Source organism: Spirosoma oryzicola, from assembly GCF_021233055.1.
GTDB lineage: Bacteria > Bacteroidota > Bacteroidia > Cytophagales > Spirosomataceae > Spirosoma > Spirosoma oryzicola.
The window spans coordinates 86,936-104,064 of the sequence record NZ_CP089541.1 but is presented as its reverse complement, the minus strand read 5'-3'; the positions used below and the strand labels follow the sequence as shown (position 1 = coordinate 104,064).

The 17,129-nt window shown below is 46.7% G+C and carries 16 protein-coding genes and 1 riboswitch; of the genes, 4 read left to right on the top strand and 12 right to left on the bottom strand.

The annotated features are described in order from the left end of the window. Window positions 1–183 precede the first annotated feature (183 nt). From LQ777_RS26670 to metE, 4 genes are all read right to left on the bottom strand, one after another. On the bottom strand, window positions 184–1,551 hold the full coding sequence (locus LQ777_RS26670) for a HAMP domain-containing sensor histidine kinase (RefSeq protein WP_232563490.1): 1,368 nt from the start codon (window positions 1,549–1,551) through the stop codon (window positions 184–186). Then, window positions 1,548–2,243 carry a response regulator transcription factor gene (locus LQ777_RS26665; RefSeq protein ID WP_232563489.1) on the bottom strand — a complete coding sequence of 232 codons (696 nt, stop codon included), beginning with the start codon at window positions 2,241–2,243 and terminating at the stop codon, window positions 1,548–1,550. Before LQ777_RS26665 ends, LQ777_RS26670 begins: the two co-directional genes overlap by 4 nt. Before the next feature lie 108 nt (window positions 2,244–2,351). Next, entirely contained in the window at window positions 2,352–3,350 is a 999-nt protein-coding gene (locus tag LQ777_RS26660) for a methylenetetrahydrofolate reductase (RefSeq protein WP_232563488.1), read from the bottom strand. Window positions 3,351–3,607: 257 nt separating this feature from the next. Continuing rightward, window positions 3,608–5,908 (bottom strand): 5-methyltetrahydropteroyltriglutamate--homocysteine S-methyltransferase, encoded by a 2,301-nt coding sequence (gene metE, locus LQ777_RS26655; protein WP_232563487.1) that lies wholly within the window; start codon window positions 5,906–5,908, stop codon window positions 3,608–3,610. 150 nt (window positions 5,909–6,058) lie between these two features. Beyond that, window positions 6,059–6,264, bottom strand: a riboswitch (cobalamin riboswitch). A gap of 174 nt (window positions 6,265–6,438) precedes the next feature. Between metE and LQ777_RS26650 the strand changes: the two genes are divergently transcribed. Continuing rightward, on the top strand, window positions 6,439–6,900 hold the full coding sequence (locus LQ777_RS26650; protein ID WP_232563486.1) for an Lrp/AsnC family transcriptional regulator: 462 nt from the start codon (window positions 6,439–6,441) through the stop codon (window positions 6,898–6,900). Window positions 6,901–7,035: 135 nt separating this feature from the next. On the opposite strand, the gene LQ777_RS26645 is transcribed toward LQ777_RS26650, so the two are convergent. The 5 genes from LQ777_RS26645 to LQ777_RS26625 form a co-directional block, all read right to left on the bottom strand. Beyond that, window positions 7,036–7,221: a hypothetical protein gene (locus LQ777_RS26645; protein ID WP_232563485.1), complete on the bottom strand. Its 186-nt coding sequence runs from the start codon at window positions 7,219–7,221 to the stop codon at window positions 7,036–7,038. 13 nt (window positions 7,222–7,234) lie between these two features. After that, the gene (locus LQ777_RS26640) at window positions 7,235–8,368 is read right to left on the bottom strand and encodes a PepSY-associated TM helix domain-containing protein (protein WP_232563484.1); all 1,134 of its coding nucleotides are present in this window, start codon (window positions 8,366–8,368) and stop codon (window positions 7,235–7,237) included. Between the two features lie 21 nt (window positions 8,369–8,389). After that, window positions 8,390–9,025 carry an SCO family protein gene (locus tag LQ777_RS26635; RefSeq protein WP_232563498.1) on the bottom strand — a complete coding sequence of 212 codons (636 nt, stop codon included), beginning with the start codon at window positions 9,023–9,025 and terminating at the stop codon, window positions 8,390–8,392. Then, window positions 9,025–9,501, bottom strand: a complete 477-nt coding sequence (locus LQ777_RS26630) for a hypothetical protein (RefSeq protein ID WP_232563483.1) — start codon at window positions 9,499–9,501, stop codon at window positions 9,025–9,027. Before LQ777_RS26630 ends, LQ777_RS26635 begins: the two co-directional genes overlap by 1 nt. Window positions 9,502–9,686: 185 nt before the next feature. Further along, on the bottom strand, window positions 9,687–10,061 hold the full coding sequence (locus LQ777_RS26625; RefSeq protein WP_232563482.1) for a hypothetical protein: 375 nt from the start codon (window positions 10,059–10,061) through the stop codon (window positions 9,687–9,689). A gap of 305 nt (window positions 10,062–10,366) precedes the next feature. Between LQ777_RS26625 and LQ777_RS26620 the strand changes: the two genes are divergently transcribed. Continuing rightward, window positions 10,367–11,170, top strand: coding sequence for an NIPSNAP family protein (locus LQ777_RS26620; RefSeq protein ID WP_232563481.1), 804 nt, complete (start codon window positions 10,367–10,369; stop codon window positions 11,168–11,170). 107 nt (window positions 11,171–11,277) lie between these two features. Here the strand turns inward: LQ777_RS26620 and LQ777_RS26615 are convergent, their stop codons facing one another. Beyond that, window positions 11,278–12,234 carry a helix-turn-helix transcriptional regulator gene (locus LQ777_RS26615; protein WP_232563480.1) on the bottom strand — a complete coding sequence of 319 codons (957 nt, stop codon included), beginning with the start codon at window positions 12,232–12,234 and terminating at the stop codon, window positions 11,278–11,280. A 93-nt stretch (window positions 12,235–12,327) separates the two neighbouring features. Between LQ777_RS26615 and LQ777_RS26610 the strand changes: the two genes are divergently transcribed. Both LQ777_RS26610 and LQ777_RS26605 read left to right on the top strand, forming a co-directional pair. Beyond that, the gene (locus tag LQ777_RS26610) at window positions 12,328–13,461 is read left to right on the top strand and encodes an FAD-dependent oxidoreductase (RefSeq protein ID WP_232563479.1); all 1,134 of its coding nucleotides are present in this window, start codon (window positions 12,328–12,330) and stop codon (window positions 13,459–13,461) included. A gap of 261 nt (window positions 13,462–13,722) precedes the next feature. Beyond that, window positions 13,723–13,965 carry a hypothetical protein gene (locus LQ777_RS26605; RefSeq protein ID WP_232563478.1) on the top strand — a complete coding sequence of 81 codons (243 nt, stop codon included), beginning with the start codon at window positions 13,723–13,725 and terminating at the stop codon, window positions 13,963–13,965. Between the two features lie 63 nt (window positions 13,966–14,028). On the opposite strand, the gene LQ777_RS26600 is transcribed toward LQ777_RS26605, so the two are convergent. Both LQ777_RS26600 and LQ777_RS26595 read right to left on the bottom strand, forming a co-directional pair. Then, on the bottom strand, window positions 14,029–14,805 hold the full coding sequence (locus LQ777_RS26600; RefSeq protein WP_232563477.1) for a DUF5958 family protein: 777 nt from the start codon (window positions 14,803–14,805) through the stop codon (window positions 14,029–14,031). 892 nt (window positions 14,806–15,697) lie between these two features. Beyond that, window positions 15,698–17,128 carry an efflux transporter outer membrane subunit gene (locus LQ777_RS26595; protein ID WP_232563476.1) on the bottom strand — a complete coding sequence of 477 codons (1,431 nt, stop codon included), beginning with the start codon at window positions 17,126–17,128 and terminating at the stop codon, window positions 15,698–15,700. Between the last annotated feature and the right edge of the window lies 1 nt (window position 17,129).

The window sequence follows — 17,129 nt, the reverse complement described above, 5'->3', positions numbered from 1 at the left end:
TTGACATGACAAAGGTCGCACCCCCGTGTTAGGCTCCTGTTAGAGCCGCATTAGAACGGGATTAGAAATGCAAAATATGCACGACAAACAACCGCATACCCGTAAATTAACCGACTAAGGCGAACGACGATGACCCGATCAGCGGGTACGCTGTTGAGAACAGACAAACGAAATGGGTATGCGTTAGTGAGGTAAAATAACCGTAAAGGTCGTGCCTGCTTCGGCCGATGAGTCAACCTGGATCTGGCCCTGATGAAGTCGAATAATACGCTCTGTAAGCGCCAGGCCGATGCCATGCCCAGGCTGACTACCGGCATTACGTCCCCGTTGAAAAGGATTAAAAATGAGGGTTTGTTGATCCTGGTCGATAACGGGACCGGTATTATGAACCGTCACGCAAATCGTTGATCCCCGCCTGGATAGCTGCACCTGCACCGTATGATCCGGCGAAAACTTTCCTCCATTATCCAGCAAATTAAGAATGGCTGTTCGCAGCAAGGTTTCATTGCCTTTGAGTTGCCACGTTGCTGGGGAGACTGGCATGTTCGGAGAGTCGATGCGTAGATCGATTGTGTATTCCGGTTGAATCCGTTTCAACTCCAGGCGAATCTGATCCAGTAAGGTATCCAGTTGCACCAAACCCATCGGTACGGTCGAAATATCCACACTGGCGTTGGCCAGCGACAGCAACCCGTTCACCATTCGATTTAAGCCGCGCACATCCTCCAGAATGGAACGAAGGGTCGCGCGTAGTTCTTCCGGTTCATCGTCCGCCAGTAACGCTACTTCTACCTGTCCCGTAATAGCCGTCAGGGGTGTTCGTAGCTCGTGAGAAGCACTTGACACGAATGAACGCTGTAATCGGAACGCTTCTTCAAGCCGATTCAGCATTCGGTTGAATCGCTGGGCCAACTGGTTTATTTCATCCCGGTGAGACCCTTCCGATAAACGTAGTGAAAGATTGGAAACGGTGATGTTGTCAATTTGCTGATTAATCTGACTAATGGGCCTAAGCATGCGTCCGGCAAAAAACCAGCCAGCTAACCCGGTTAGGCCGATCATAACACACCAGCCCAGTCCAAGCAGTTGACCTAAATTTGCTACGGTGCGCTGTCCATAGCTATCGACTGCGGAGGCAACAATGACAAACGGCAGCTGGTGGTTGGTAAATAAGATACCCACAATCTGCCGATTTGACTCCCGCCAGGCTACCTGCCGGTCCTGCCGGATCTGATGGAGGTGATTAGGTGTAATCGTAAGGTAATCCGTTCCACTTTCGTACACCAGCCGATTGCGTGAATTATAGATAATGATTTCTTCCTCGGGCAATACGGTCAGGTGATTCTTGTCCAGTACTTTGTACAGGGCCGGATCTATTCGTTCCTGGCTCAGTAACAGCTGACCTGCGGTTGAAGCTTCCGCCCGCAGGCGCTCCTGAAATTGGCGCTCCCGATAGCCTTCCGCCAGTTGATACAGAAATCCGCAGAACAGGGCCAGCAAAAGAGAAACAATAGCCGTAAATAGCAGGGTCAGTCGGGTGCGCAGGCTCATTTTTCTTTTAACACGTAGCCCATTCCAATTAAGGTATGAATAAGCTTGGAAGGTGAATCTTTGTCGATTTTAGCGCGTAAGTAACTGACGTACACATCGATCACGTTTGTACCCGTCTCAAAGCCGATATCCCAAACCTGCTCGGCAATATCGACCCTGGAAACGACTCGTCCGGCATTTCGCATCAGATACTCCAACAGAGCATATTCTCGGGCGGTTAGTTCGATGGTTTGCCCATTTCGTCGCGCTACTCGTTCGTGCAGATCAAGCTCCAGATCAGCCACACGCAGGATACGACCCGGCTCCTGGACCGTTGTTGACCGGCGCAACAGCACTTTTATCCGGGCCAGCAATTCCATAAAGTCAAATGGTTTGGCCAGGTAGTCGTCAGCCCCAGCCTCAAAACCCAGCAGCTTATCGGCGATGGTATCGAGGGCGGTCAGCATGAGAATAGGCACTTGGCTAGGCTTATTACGGATGTATTCGGCCAGTTCGAGTCCCGTCGTATCGGGCAGATTAACGTCCAGAATAATCAGATCAAAGTGCGATTTGCCCAACAGGGTTTTGGCTTCCTCACCCGTCGCAGCCACTTCAACAGAATAGGACTGGGTTTGAAGGCCTTTTTTGATGAACGTTGCTACTTTCAATTCATCTTCAACGACCAGCAAATGGGCAAGGAAATCTGATGTCATATCGCTAGGATTAGTGCCGGGTTCAAGCTTTGATCTTCGGTCACTCGAATAAGGTTCGTTTAGACCCGGACGCAAAGCTACCTGAACGTTTCGAGGCCGTAGTCGATTTTATAAACTCTCGATTTTGCTGTAAACCTGCGTATCGTCTACAGTTTCCGAACGGCTAGTTGCTAACGGCTTTCTGATACCTTTTTCCTTTAGCAGTTGACCGATCTCATTGGTCATGTAAATCGATGCTTCGATCTCTGCTTTGCGAATAGCAACACTTTCGATATTAAAACCGAAAGGGATGGCATGTTCTGTGCAGTAATCGGTCAGCGCTGATGCAATATCAAGACACACCTTTACCGATTTCTGAAGAATATCATCTGATTTCTTCAACTCTTCCTGCAATTCGAGTGGTACGTGAATCCCCAGCCACTCCATAAACTGTAGCGTTTTGGCCGAACCACAAGCAGTAAGCGTGAAAATTAGGGTTGGGGGATGGACAGCCTGTTGACGGCAACGGTGAGCCAGATCGTCAATTATCTGTTTGGCGTAGTCAAGATTGAAAACACATTGGGAAATGAAGTACGATACGCCACAACTCATTTTATCCAGTATTCTGACATCTTCATCGTGTAGCACCTGATGCCGTTCGGGAATGGTTACAGCGCCAATGACGGAGGTTTCCTGGTGCTTACTCCATATCTGGTATGCTGCCGACAGACTGGTTTTTACTGGAAAATCCGGAGCGGGCACGCCGACAAAAACTGGATAGAATTTCTGTTGGTGAAGGTCTTCCAGCCAATTAGATAGCTCCTCGGGGCTGAACTTACCGGCTGGACGGTAGATTATTTTTGGAACCCGTAACTCCCCCAAATAGGTAGAAGCAAAGCTAAGCGGGTCCAGCGCGTTGATAAAAGGAAAGGGCCGTTCTTCTGTAGTGCGAGCCGACTCATCCTGTACGTCATAAACGACAAGCCCATCAATGTCCAGGACAGCCAGTCGGTCAATTGTTTTTTGGGCAATCTCAGCGACGCGTTCAGGGAGCGTGCTCGTTTTGGGGGGCGTAATGCCGTACAGTAACACACCTGACTGACCGGATTTGATCTTTTCGAGAAACATTGTTGGTACTTGAGCTAGAGCTTTATGCTTGAATGTCTAAAATAGTGGCTACCAGTTATATGGCACGAGTCATTTCGTATCAGTAGACAGGTGATGTAGCAGTCATTGGCGCCTTTCGTTGGCGAAATATAGTCCAAATACGGTTTATTATTACGCTTCCTCCTTACTGATCGATTTGGCGGCATCAACAGGATTGATACACGACACTGTCATTTTAGCGGAATGATGAAGGGCGGAATCGCCCGCCCTTCCCTATTTTACCGTATGATTTCTGTATTGATTTGCTCTCGTGCCTGCTTGGCGGCTGCTACCATGTTTGTTAAAGCCTCCCTGGTTTCCGGCCATTTTCGAGTCTTTAGTCCACAATCCGGGTTCACCCACAAGTTGTGCGCTGGCAACAGATCTGCGGCCTTGGATAGCAAAGCAGTCATTTCGTCCGTACTCGGAACTCGTGGCGAGTGAATATCGTAGACACCGGGTCCGATTTCGTTTGGATAGTCAAAATGAGCAAACGCATGGAGCAATTCCATTTGGGAACGGGAAGTCTCAATCGTGATTACATCTGCATCCATAGCGGCAATATGTTCAATAATATCATTAAACTCGCTGTAACACATATGAGTATGAATCTGCGTTTGATCGTCAACGCCATTGGCCGTTATCCGAAAGGCTTTCACGGCCCAATTCAGGTAGTACGGGCGCTTGGCTTTGCGCAATGGCAGTCCTTCTCGAATCGCGGCTTCATCGATCTGGATGATGCCGATACCAGCCGCTTCCAGCGCCTGAACTTCGTCATGGATCGCCAGCGCGATCTGGTTGGTAGTTACCTCGCGGGGCTGATCGTCACGGACAAAAGACCATTGCAGGATCGTTACCGGGCCGGTCAGCATACCTTTCATGGGTTTGTCGGTCTGGGCAGCCGCAAATTGGCTCCAACGTACGGTCATGTCATTCGGACGGCTGACATCTCCGAAAATTACGGGCGGTTTGACGCAACGGCTGCCATAGCTTTGTACCCACCCGTTTTTGGTAAAGAGGAACCCTTCGAGTTGCTCACCGAAATACTCAACCATATCATTCCGCTCAAACTCGCCGTGGACCAGTACATCGATACCGATTGCTTCCTGCCAACGAATCGCGTCGATGGTCGCCTGCTCAATCGATTGTTCGTATTGCTCAACCGTTAACTCTCCCTTTTTTAGTTTAGCCCGTAACTGACGAATTTCATCCGTTTGCGGGAAAGAACCAATCGTTGTAGTTGGAAAGGCTGGTAGGTTGAAACGTTCACGCTGGATCTGCTGACGAATCGGGAAAGCGCTGGTTCGTTGGGCATCCGTGATGGCTGCCACCCGATCTTTAACCGCTTGCTTGTGTACTTTATGTGAAGCGTGTCGGCTTTGGATTGCTTTTTTATTGGCCTCCAACAACGTCTGGTTTCCGTCAACGATCTGCCCCAGTTCACTTACTTCATTTAGTTTTTGTTTCGCAAAGGCCATCCAGTTTTTGATTTCTGGATCAAGCGCGGTTTCTCCATCCAGATCGATTGGGCTGTGTAGCAGCGAGCAGGATGGCGCAATGATCACGCGGTTCTTTCCTAGTTTCTCAACAGCCTTGTTGATCAGCTTCAGCGATTTTTCGTAATCGTTCTTCCAGACATTTCGTCCGTCCACAATACCCAGAGAGAGTATAAGCGGATCGGGAATTAAGGTAAGCACTTCATCCAACTGCTCGGGAGCGCGAACCAGATCAACGTGCAACGCCGTGATGGGTAAGCTGACAGCCAATGCGGTATTGTCCAGCAAAGCGTCGAAATAAGTAGCGACCATGAGTTTGACGTCACTTACCTGACTAGCAATCTGTCGATAGGCAAATTCAAACGCTTCTTTCTCTTTCTTCGACAAATCGAGGGCTAAGTAGGGCTCATCCAGCTGAATCCATTCGGCACCTAGTTGTCCGAGCCGATTGATGATCTCGACGTATATTGGAACCAGTTTGTTGATCAACTCAACGCGGTCGAAGCCTTCTTGTTTTTCTTTACCCAAGAGCAGATAACTGACTGGACCAACCAATACCGGCTTGGCCTTTTGACCGAGCAGTTGCCTGGCGTTCGTGTATTCGGTGAATACATGTTCGTTAAAAATGCGAAACTCCTGATCGGCGGTAAACTCCGGCACAATGTAATGGTAGTTTGTATCCAGCCATTTGGTCATTTCCATCGCCGTAATATCCAGACCATCCTTCTGGTAGCCCCGGGCCATCGCGAAATAAAGATCGATTTCCTGGTTATGGGCAACTTCGGACAGCACAGGTCTGTAACGCGGAGGGATAACGCCCAGCAGCAGGCTTGTATCCAGCGTCTGATCGTAAAAACTAAAATCATTACACGGAATTAGATCAATACCAGCACCCAGCTGCGTTTGCCAGTTTTCTTCTTTGATCGTCTGAGCAACCCGATTTAATTCCGTCAGGTCGATCTTGCCTGCCCAATACTGTTCGCTGGCTTTTTTGAGTTGTCGTTGTCCACCAATCCGAGGGTAGCCCAGGTTTTGTGTCAGCATTTTTGTTGATTGTTTTGATGAAAACAGGTGAAACGTGCTTCACTAAACGGGACAAGGCTTCGAGAACAGAGCGCACGGCGACACAGAAGCCGACATACAATCGGCTGAAAGGTATAAGGTCAGACTACGTGTTTTATTCCGCGAAAACATTGTCTATTCCTAAAAAAGGCAGGTATCCTGACTTGTAACCTGTCGTCCGTCCTTCCCAACCTTTGACGGTCAGTGAACGTGCATGGGACGACAGTTTGTGCGTTACGTACAGTTGCGCGACAGTTCGGCTTTAGACCACATCAGCAGTCTGACCGATTCCCTTTTGATTCCGACTCTCGTCGAAAACCTATTTCAGGCACTTTAGAAAAGAACGTTGAATCGAACCCTGTTGACGGATAAAATTCGGGTCAAAATTATATTGTCAGATTTAACATCTACTTTATATAACTTAATTAAGATAAAAATTCTACTTTCGTGATCGTAATAGTTATTTATTCTCTTTGTAATTGATTCTTCTGCCCACAACAGAAAATCCTTCTATGGAAAAACTAGACGATATAGACGAGCAGTTACTCAAACTTCTGGGAGAAAATTCGAAACAGACTATAAAAGAATTGGCGGATCGGGTAAATCTGTCTCATACGCCGGTTTTTGAACGGGTAAAGCGTTTGGAGTCTAATGGCTACATCAAGAAATACATCGCTTTGATTGATGCCGAAAAGCTGGGCTACGGATTAATCGTTTTTTGTAATATCAAGCTTAAGCAGCATGATAAACGCATTGGACATGAGTTTGTAACTGACATTCTTAGGCTGGACGAAGTAGTTGAATGCTACAATATCTCCGGGGATTTCGACTTTCTTTTAAAGGTGTATGCCAAAGACATGAAACACTACCAGGACTTTGTCTTTAATAAATTGGGTTCGGTAACCAGTATCGGGAGCACCCACAGTACGTTTGTGATGAGCGAGAATAAGAACACATATAACGTTAATTTTTAACCCGACTTCGTCACTAAGGCACGACTATGCTATCTATAATGCCCTGACAACCAAACAAAAACAAAAATCCGTTTTCAAATTCACCGAGTTGAAACCCTGGCGAATTTGAAAACGGATTTTGCAGTACCTGATCGATCAATGCGTGTTAGAACAAAGACGGAAGAGCATATCGCCGATTCCCAAAAGCACGGTAAAATGAATGAGCACCAGTGCCGTCCAGTGCACAACATCCTGCCTTAAGACAGGCTTCGATTCGGGCAAGGTAACACCTGTATCAGCCAATAGCTGACGCAAATCCTGACGAGTAGGTAAAGCACTCATAGTTGCTTATCCTTTAGGTTGATTTAACCAAAACATATTTCCGGGACGCATTCGGAACAGCTTTTCGGACACGACGCCACCAAAGCAGAAAGCCGGTAATAGCCAGTAATCCGGGCGTCAAGCCAATAAGTGCGTACAGCACTTTTACCGGTAAGCCACCATAGTTGCCTACATGCAAAGGAAAAAATGTAGCTTCAAGGCGATCACCAATAGGAAGCGCTGCTAAGCGACGAAGCTGAATCAGCTTACCCGTTTGCTGATCAAGACTGACCAAGTTGCCCGTTCCCCACAAAGCCCATTGACCTTCCAACGGACCATTGACCCGAAATTTTCGCTCGGGCTGAGTCGGCAAATAAACGTACGAGGGCTTTAAATCGGGCATTAATTGCCTGGCCTTTTGAAGTAGAGCATCAGCCGATAATACCATTGTTGTATTCAGATGCGTAGGTATTTGCTCGGTTTTCCAGGTTTTCGCTTCGAACGCAAACAGGTTCATCCAGAACCCAGTAAAGAAAATAATCGCATTCAGCAGCAGCGACCAGACGCCGACGACCCGGTGTAAATCAGAGCTAAGGGTACGCCAGTTTTTTCTATTAATCCGCACCCGAAAACACAGTACTTTCCAGATTATCTTTCGGTAAACAACCACGCCTGTCAACAGTGAGCCTAACATAGTCAATCCAAACAAAGCCGCCAAAGCCGCACCGGGTACACCCAATTGAAAGCTGAAATGAAACTGCAATAGCCATTCAATGAAGCTAGGGCTGAAATCACTCGATTTACCTTCGCGCAGAATAGTATTCGTGTACGGATTCAACGAAATAAGTCCCAAATCGTACGTGAATAGGCGAGCGTCATTCAGGTATAACCGGAAATCGTAAGCATCCGTAGGACCAGCATTCGGATTCATCCAGGCAATACCATCCAAATTAGGGTAACGGGCAGTAATCGTCTGGTAGCATCTGGTCAACGAGCGTTCATAAAGCGGACGAGATGGCTTTACCGTCAACAAATCATGATTGGCTAGTCGATCCAGTTCGTGTCGGAAGACCAGCACCGACCCACTCAGCCCTAATAGAATTAGGAAAATGCCCGTGATTAGCCCCAGCCAGCTATGAATAGTAAATAAACGACGCGTTAGCTTCATACAATTCTACTTTTAAATTCGTTACTCATACTCCCGCCGAAGCACGTCAATGTCCCGGATCAACTTCTGAGTACCTTCCAGCGTGGTGCCATCATACATACCCCGGATGTGCTTTTCCTTGTCGATCAGCACGAACGCTCCACTGTGTATGTAGCCTCCCGGAGCTGTAGAATCCTTGGTAGCCGTCACCAGATAGTGATTCTCGCCAATGTCGTAAATTTTCTCGCGGTCGCCCGTCACAAACTGCCACATGTTTCCCACGACGCCCATGTCGTTGGCGTATTGCTTCAACGCCGTAGGCGTATCGTGATCGGGATCGATGGTGTGCGATAAGATGCGTACGTCGTGACTATCCTTGTAGGCTTCATAAACAGTCAGCATGTTTTTTTTCATGATCGGGCAGATGGTCGGACAGGTCACGAAAAAGAAATCGGTTACGTAGATTTTGTCCTTAAAATCGTCCTGGGTTATGGCTTTCCCATCCTGGTTAACGAATGAGAAGGCCGGAATGGCGGGGTACTCTCGCTCCGTAACTTTTTTACCATCGACGATTTTGGTCACAGTTTCGGACTCCCCCATATACGGCAGTTTTTCGTCGGTCAGGTGGCAACTACTCAGAGAAAGGAATAAGCCCGCGGCAAGAAAGATTGGTTTCATCATCGTTTTAGATAGGCTTGTGCGTCCGTAATACTTTTTCGCATCAGCTCACTCATGGCATTGACGCGTTGTTGCTCCTCCTGTAGATAAGCCAGTGCCTGCTGCTCAGTCAATGTAGCGAGTGTATCTCCGTTGTAGTGATGCATCCAGTTCATCATCGACTGGTCTGCCTGTTCCAGCGCAGCCTTTACCGCGAGTCCCCGCTGGTGAGCATCGGCTGAGGCAGGTTGTTTACTTTGCTCGGCGAGTTGTTGGCTAATCATTTTATTCAGCCGCATCAGTTCACTCATGGCGGGCATTACACTATCGTGAACGGCTAGTATTTGCTGCTCAAGATCGGCCACGGATTTTGGTTTCGCAGCGGCTTGCGCCGTCGAATGGGATGCGTGTGCAGTCGCATCGGAAGTTGGTTTCGATTGGCAAGCAAATAGCGTTATCGCAGCCAGCATAGCTACGACTATTTTAAATAAATTCATTGAGGATCGACTAGTTGTTCTGTGGCCAGTAGACAGCCACGGATGATTTAGAAACTATGAATGTTACCTGATTAGACTGAGCGTCAGCCACGTGCGACTACCGACACAATAAGTTAACTATCAATAAATTACGTGTACGAATGGGAGCCAGTCGTAAAAAAGAGGGTATACTAAAATCGGTTAGTTTAGGCGCAGGGCGGACGAAGCAGACCGCTAGCCGGCGACATGTAGGAAGAAATCAGATAATGAAATACCTGACGATGGCTAAACGCAATCTCACGCGCAAAATCAAATGAAAAATGCGTTTCGCAAAATAATTGGATCGGCGCTGTTTGCTGTACTCGCTCCGTCGTTTCTTTATCCTGTTTGTCCTGCTGGGCTTTCAGGCGTTTTGCCAGATAACACTTTCCGTCACAGTGAAGCTCAGGTTTGCTGCGGTTCTCGCAGAGGACACGGGCAATGTAATCTTTGTTGAGGTGATAATAGGCAACGGTTCCCCAGGGACTAATGCTAGGCAAGAGCACAGCTATCAACAGGATGTATGTCAATACGGAACGCATGGTGCTGCAAAAGTACGTCGGATTTGAGAATAGTCATCGTAAAAATTAGCAGTTATCCTGTCTCAACGCTCTTTCTGTTTCCAAAAGCAAGTCATACAGGGAGTGCATCTATAGCACCATTCCGAAACAGGTTACTTCTGCAAGCGGGATCAAATCATGGAAAGAAATACGCCTTGTATTTGGTAGAAAAATGGGCGTAAACGCATCAAGTATTTTCTAAAACCAGGTCAGAAAAACCAATACATTTGCATGCTTTCCTGACAACTAACCATCAGCCCAGGAAAGTACTTTCAACAACTCATTTTATGAAAAGACGTTCATTCGTTAAAGCCTCTCTTTTAACCGGTTCAGTATCAAGTTTCGTTAATCCGCTGAGTCAATCAATAGCTCCTTCAGACGCTCACCAAAGTCAAAGCCCAGAGTTTTACGAGCTTCGGATCTACAGTTTGAAAAATGGGAAACAACTGACTATTCTAAACAATTACTGGCAACAGGCCGCCATTCCAGCGCTCAATCGGTTGGGCAGTAAAAACATTGGTGTATTTACCGAATATCTTCCGCAGGGGTTTACCAAGCTGGCGGTGGTTATTCCGTTCAACTCAATGGACGATTATTTAAAAGTATCGGATCAGCTGGCCAAGGATAGCGCCTACCAGCAAGCCGGTGCAGATTACCTGAATGCGGAAGCAACGGCACCAGCGTATGAGCGCATCGAAAGTTCGCTGCTGAAAGCGTTGGCGGATATGCCCCGGCTGGAAGTTCCCCCTAAAAAGCAGCGCCTGTTTGAATTACGTCGGTACGAAAGTCATAACGAAACCGCCGGCAAGAAAAAGATCGAGATGTTTAACCAGGGTGGGGAGATTGCCATCTTCAAACGAGTTGGGTTAACTCCCGTCTTTTTTGGCGAAACGCTGATTGGCCCAATGCGCCCTAATCTGACATACATGCTAACGTTCGACGACATGGCGGAGCATGACCAGAACTGGCGAACGTTTGGTGGCGACCCAGAGTGGAAAAAGATCAGCTCAATGCCGGAGTATGCGGACGCTAAAATTATATCCAATATCAACCGTACCTTTCTGGTACCCACTGCCTACTCGCAGATTTGACGAGGAATTCGTGTCGTCAGGTGATTTAGTTAAACTATCCATTTTCCGTCCGGGGGTGAGCAATCGGCTTACCCCCGGACGGGTATATGTCAGGGGTAAGCCGATTGCTATTTAGTGCGGCTATACTGTTTCGGATTTCTTCCAATGTGCTCGTTGAAGATCCTCGAAAAATGGCTTAGATTGGTAAAGCCGAGTCGATAACCTACCTCCGAAACGGATAGTTTTTCCTCTTTTAATAGGCGAGCCGCTTCTCTCATTCTGAAATCCTGGTAATAACTGAAAAGGCTATTGCCGAAGATTTGCTTGAATAACCGTTTCAACTTGGATGGACTCATCCGGGCGCTAACGGCCAATTCATTAATCACCGGCGGAGTTTCCAGGCGTTCCAGTATTTGCGCTTTCACACGGTAAATGGCTTGGCTATCCAAACCGTTTATGGAATAAAGCTGCTTTTCGTCGCGCTTTTTCAACGCCATCAACAATCGGCAAATCAGCTCCTCCGCCTTTATTTTCAGAAAAAACAGTTGGAACATTTCGTCAACTGATTCAGTCAACAGTTCGTCTATGATACCCTGTAAAGACGGAAAGATCATTTCTTCAAACAGCAACGGTTGTGCGTTGGCAAGCAGGCTTTGCAAAACCGGCGATTCGTCTGACACATCTACCAATTCCTTCAAATAATACGTATCTACTTCTATATTGATCGTCGACGTATTGGTATGGATCGGTATAACAACGTCAGTATTCATACTACTGGTCGCAATTAAAACAGAAGGGGTTTCCTTACCCGTTGTTGCGGTAGTTGGTTTGGGAATTACGTTCTGAAACTTAAAGAGAATCATGCGCCCAGCTGCGTTAACCTCCGGGTTTTGGAGCAGCAGATCTTCCTTGAGTTCATAATTCAGGATCAGCATTCGGATATGCGCATTAAAAACATATCCGGCGCAATAACCGCTACCAAACTTTTCGGGAATAACCAGTCTTCGGTTTTTTATTTCTGCCCCTACTACACGAGCAAACGTTTGTAAAACCAGTGGAATAGTTTGCCAATCGTCTCTGACCATTGTAATCCTTTACGACTATTTTTTGAGCGAAGAGGGTTATTTAACTCCGAAAAGGTACTGGAATTTTGTATCGGCGTCAAACAATACAAGCGTATGGTACTTCAAGATAAACAGATAGCCATTATCGGTGCAGGCCCCGTCGGTCTGACAATGGCGAAATTACTACAACAGCAAGGTATTAAGGTGACGGTTTACGAAAGAGATAAGGACGCACAAGCGCGAGTTTGGGGCGGTACGCTTGACCTGCATAAATCTTCCGGCCAGAGAGCGATGGAAAAAGCAGGGTTGCTCGAACAGTACTTCGCCTTAGCCAGACCAATGGGCAGAACCCTAGCCGATGAGCGAGGCCGGTTATTGTTCTCTAAGAAACCCACACCCGAAAACCAGTATAATAACCCTGAAATTAACAGGAACGATTTACGGAAAATGCTGCTGGATAGCTTAGCCAGTGACACCGTTGTCTGGAACAGTAAACTGACAGGACTCAACGAGCACAACGGAAGCTGGCTCCTGCAATTTGAAAACGAAAGTCAGGCGACAGCTGATTTTGTCATTGTGGCGAATGGGGGAATGTCTAACGTACGAGAAAAGGTCACCGACAGTAAAGTCGAAGATACCGGAACCTATTTTATCCAGGGAGAGGTACTTGACCCTGAAATCAACTGTCTTCCTTTCTTCCAGTTATCCGGTGGCAATATCCTGATGAGTTCTTACCAAGGCAATTTGTTGGTGGCAAATCCCGACAACGACGGGGCCCTGACCTATAATGTCATTTTTGCGACACCAGCCGGGTGGACCAATGACAATAAAGTCAACTTCCAGAACAAGGATAGCGTTCGTTCATTTCTCTCCGAACGATTCGCCGATTGGGACGAACGCTACCACCAATTATTTCAGGCTACTTCTACTTTTTGGGGGTTACCGACCAGAAAACTACCCTTGGATAAACCCTGGAAAGAGAATCGTTCGTTACCCATAACGCTCATTGGAGATGCCGCTCATTTGATGCCGCCCTTTGCGGGTCAGGGCGTTAACACAGGCCTCCTGGATGCATTGATTTTATCCGATAACCTGACTAGCGGAGACTATCAAACTGTGCAGGCTGCTATTGACGATTATGAGCAAAAAATGAAGGTTTACGCAACAGCGGCCCAGCATGACTCAACGATGAACGAACTAGAGATGCGTCATCCTGACTTCTCGTTTCAAAAATTCGTTAAAAGCTAATCAATTTGTGGTGTCGGTTTCTCAAAACCGACACCACAAATTGATTAGCTTTTAATAGAATGCCTATTATAAATATCTCGCAGAAACCGTGGCACTATCATACAAATAAAATATACAGATGCAATGAATTTCGTTTGCATGTCTAAGAAATCAATATGCAAAAAAGTGCTTAAAATATGATTTAGAACGAATTAATGGTTGTATCGGTTTGTTTTCTTATTGAAAGCCAGTCGTACCAACTCCTCGGCTTTTCTACCCAGTATGTTTGAGTTATATGTCGGCGATGTGGTCTATTACACCACAACCGAGCAGACGTTGGCCAAGGATAAAATTAAAGCAATTGTCCGTAGCAAAGAGAAGGGAAGAGTAAGACACGTTTATCAGCTCTTCAACGGGCTGAGTAAATTGGAAAGCGAGTTGTTTTTGAGCGTAAAACGGGCCAAAGACCATTTTGAGCGCTGCAAAATACAGATTAGTGTACCTAAAGGATTAGAAACTGACTGAACAATAAAGCCCCACTTATACAGCGTGGGGCTTTATTGTTCAGTATAAGCGGAAGGACGATTTCTACTCAATCAGTCCTGAGTTATACATTTCGCGGTAGTACCGTTCGATTACGTTGTCTGTTACTCGTTCGATCAGCTCGACGGGTAAACCGTACCGTTTGGAAAGTGCGTTTTTGAGTGCATTTTCCAACGCCATTATCGAATGAAGTGTCTTGTCCCAACATGCTATCATTGAACTGTATACGATCTCATCGTACGAGAGAAAATTGAAGCGCGTTGGGGAATCAGGAGTTGGCTCCTGCTGTGGAATTCCCCGGTTTTCCTTCCGCTTATTCCACAGCTTTGCAATGCATGAAAATTCGCTTTTAAAACCTGGATCGTTGTAGACTTCTTCGACCAGTTCATTATGCCTCGAAACTATACGCTGTACCGTTTCAGGCTTTGACAAATCCCAGTACCACCAGTTCGCAATACTGCCTTTTTCACGCTCGTAGCAGCGTTGGTAAGCGGTTTTGAATAATCGTAGCAAAAGCACAAACGAATTGTCTAGCTCCGTTTCAGCCAGATTTATCCGTAGCCCTTTGTTTAACCGACTCGTATACAGTATTGAAAAAGGTGATTGATCAGGTTTGGTAGGCGGTACATCCGTTAAGACTTGTTTTATATCCTCTTCATTGAGTTTTGACTGCCGGGCCAGCGTAAACAAACTAAGAACACGCATCCTTTTTTGTTCTTCATTGAATTGGCTAAAACGCTCTAGTAAAGCAAGTTCCGAAACAACTCCCTGCCCAAATTGATTGAACGTAATTTCGTCTGATAAACTCAGTCTTTCAATCATGATCGTTGTGGATAAAGCTTGCCGGAATGAGCAATACTCGTTTTTACCAAGTAAACAACGTTCAGCGTATACTTACGCCAGTCGCTGTATCCGAAGTTATACAAAAATCAATAGCGCTGGTATTAACAACATAAAACAAAACTACGCATCTCTCCTATCTCGACTTCCTTTATCTATCGGTCAATAAAACAGGTAAGCCAGACTTAACTAAGTCTGGCTTACCTGTTTTATCCACTTATTCAGTAGTTCTTAAAACACCTCTTGCCTTGTAGCCTTCTTCATGGTTTTCCCCAAAACCAGTTTGTTAGACACTACATGCGACGTATGTACTGCATCAAGATCTATACACAAACTAAAACCGTACATGTTCTTTACGGCATTTCATGCACTTATAAGCCTTTAACGGTAAAAAGAAAAGCAAGTTTTTTACTAACAAGGGTCTGGTAGTACGTTCACTATCCAAAACACTCCCGCAGTAAGGGCAGCCCGATTTGCTGGTAAAACGCCGAAAAGATAAAGAGACGGTGAGCAGTCGTACAGGTACGGTCACCACATACGTGAATACACTTAACATCAAAGTCATTTTGCTAATTAGGTTAACACTTTTTAGTTACAGGTAACAATTCTACGCATAATTGTTAAGCAAGTGCGACCTAATCACAAATTAGCTTTATCTTATTTACTGGGTGGTATTCTTATTTAAAGGATACCCAAAAACGGACACATATAGAACGTTGCTACTCACTAAACATCAACCCTTTCGGCAGAATAGCTATATATTCTATTTAAATCGAGAATTTGTAGGAGATATCCGTACGTAGCAATAATCATGCTTAGCAGATCGAGCAACCATGATAAACAAATAAGTAGTTGCTCAATCTGCTAAGCCGATCTAGCGCCAGCCACCGCCTAACGACCGGTAGACTTCGACCATAGCGCCTAGTCGCTGCCGTTTAATATCAGCCAAAGCTAGTTCAGCTTGTAACGCGTTACTCTGAGCGGTGATTACTTCGAGATACGTAGCCATACCACTTTTAAACAGGAGCTTTGCATTTTTAACAGCCCCTTGCAATGTCTGTACCCGCCCGATAGCGATCCGCTCCTGCTCCTGCAACCGTTCACTTTGTGCCAGCGCATTGGCTACCTCCTTAACGGCATTGTTTATACTTTGGCGAAACTGGATCAGGGCTGCCTCCTGCTGAATCGTTGTTACCTCCAGTTGCGTACGGAGCTGTCGTCGCAGAAAAACGGGTTGCGTCAACCCTGCCGCCAGATTGTAAAATAAGGAGTTGGGGAAAGCAAACCAGTTCTGCGCCTGAAACGAATTCAAACCGCCCGAACCCGTAATGGTCAGCGCGGGGTACAAGCTGGCCTGCGCAACGCCAATGCGGGCGTTAGCAGCCACCAACCCTAATTCGCTAGCGCGTACATCCGGGCGATTGGCCAACAGCTGAGCCGGTACGCCCGCTAGCAATGTATCATCTACGGGATAGGTAGTAAGTCGATTGCCACGTTCAATACTTCCCGGCCAGTCACCCAGAAGTTGCCGGAGTCCATTCTGTTCAATAATCAAGCCCTGTTCCAACTGCGCACGCAACAGGTCGGCAGTCTGACGTTGCGCTTCGGCTTGCTGAACAGCGAGTTCCGTTACATCGCCAGACTTTTTTTGAAAGCGTACCAATTGCACAATCGTATCACCAAGAGCCAGGTTGCGTTTGGCAACATCGAGTTGTGCATCCAGCAGCAGGATGTTAAAATAGCCCGTTGCCACATTCGCGACCAGATTAGTACGAACGGCATTAGCGGCTTCCTGCGTCTGTAAAAAAGTAGCTATTGTCGCTTCGTTTTGCCGACGAATACGTCCCCATATATCCACTTCCCAAGATAGAGCGAGATTGGCCGAATAATCTTCCAGATGCCGCGTGCCAATAAAATTCTCCAGACTCAGTCCGTTCAGACTATTACGCGATGGGGTAACCGTGGAAGCCGCCACCTGGGCGTTGACCGATGGTAACAATGCATAACGTGTTTGCCGGACATAAGCCTGATTCTCTTCAATACGTTTAATTGCCAGTTGTAAGTCAAAATTGTTGGTAAGCGCGCTCCCGATCAGATTTTGCAGTTCAGCATCCTGAAAAAACTGACGCCAGGGCATTTTTGCCACACTGGACGTATCGGCGGTTGAAGCTTGTGGGCTAAACTGTTCCGGTAGCTTCGTGATTGGCCGCTGGTAGTTCTGCCCGACTTTGCAACTCGACAAGATGGACAGAATGAGAAGAATGCTGAAGTATGGGCGCAACGATAGAATAAATCTTTGCAGCATG

Bases quoted from the DNA above. Each gene is read 5' to 3' on its own strand.
- metE (WP_232563487.1), bottom strand. From the start codon at position 5,908: ATGCTGACACAAAACCTGGGCTACCCTCGGATTGGTGGACAACGACAA.
- LQ777_RS26615 (WP_232563480.1), bottom strand. From the start codon at position 12,234: ATGGTCAGAGACGATTGGCAAACTATTCCACTGGTTTTACAAACGTTT.
- LQ777_RS26665 (WP_232563489.1), bottom strand. From the start codon at position 2,243: ATGACATCAGATTTCCTTGCCCATTTGCTGGTCGTTGAAGATGAATTG.
- LQ777_RS26600 (WP_232563477.1), bottom strand. From the start codon at position 14,805: ATGATTGAAAGACTGAGTTTATCAGACGAAATTACGTTCAATCAATTT.
- LQ777_RS26620 (WP_232563481.1), top strand. From the start codon at position 10,367: ATGAAAAGACGTTCATTCGTTAAAGCCTCTCTTTTAACCGGTTCAGTA.
- LQ777_RS26630 (WP_232563483.1), bottom strand. From the start codon at position 9,501: ATGAATTTATTTAAAATAGTCGTAGCTATGCTGGCTGCGATAACGCTA.
- LQ777_RS26610 (WP_232563479.1), top strand. From the start codon at position 12,328: ATGGTACTTCAAGATAAACAGATAGCCATTATCGGTGCAGGCCCCGTC.
- LQ777_RS26595 (WP_232563476.1), bottom strand. From the start codon at position 17,128: ATGCTGCAAAGATTTATTCTATCGTTGCGCCCATACTTCAGCATTCTT.
- LQ777_RS26645 (WP_232563485.1), bottom strand. From the start codon at position 7,221: ATGAGTGCTTTACCTACTCGTCAGGATTTGCGTCAGCTATTGGCTGAT.
- LQ777_RS26625 (WP_232563482.1), bottom strand. From the start codon at position 10,061: ATGCGTTCCGTATTGACATACATCCTGTTGATAGCTGTGCTCTTGCCT.
- LQ777_RS26605 (WP_232563478.1), top strand. From the start codon at position 13,723: ATGTTTGAGTTATATGTCGGCGATGTGGTCTATTACACCACAACCGAG.
- LQ777_RS26670 (WP_232563490.1), bottom strand. From the start codon at position 1,551: ATGAGCCTGCGCACCCGACTGACCCTGCTATTTACGGCTATTGTTTCT.
- LQ777_RS26640 (WP_232563484.1), bottom strand. From the start codon at position 8,368: ATGAAGCTAACGCGTCGTTTATTTACTATTCATAGCTGGCTGGGGCTA.
- LQ777_RS26660 (WP_232563488.1), bottom strand. From the start codon at position 3,350: ATGTTTCTCGAAAAGATCAAATCCGGTCAGTCAGGTGTGTTACTGTAC.
- LQ777_RS26650 (WP_232563486.1), top strand. From the start codon at position 6,439: ATGGAAAAACTAGACGATATAGACGAGCAGTTACTCAAACTTCTGGGA.
- LQ777_RS26635 (WP_232563498.1), bottom strand. From the start codon at position 9,025: ATGAAACCAATCTTTCTTGCCGCGGGCTTATTCCTTTCTCTGAGTAGT.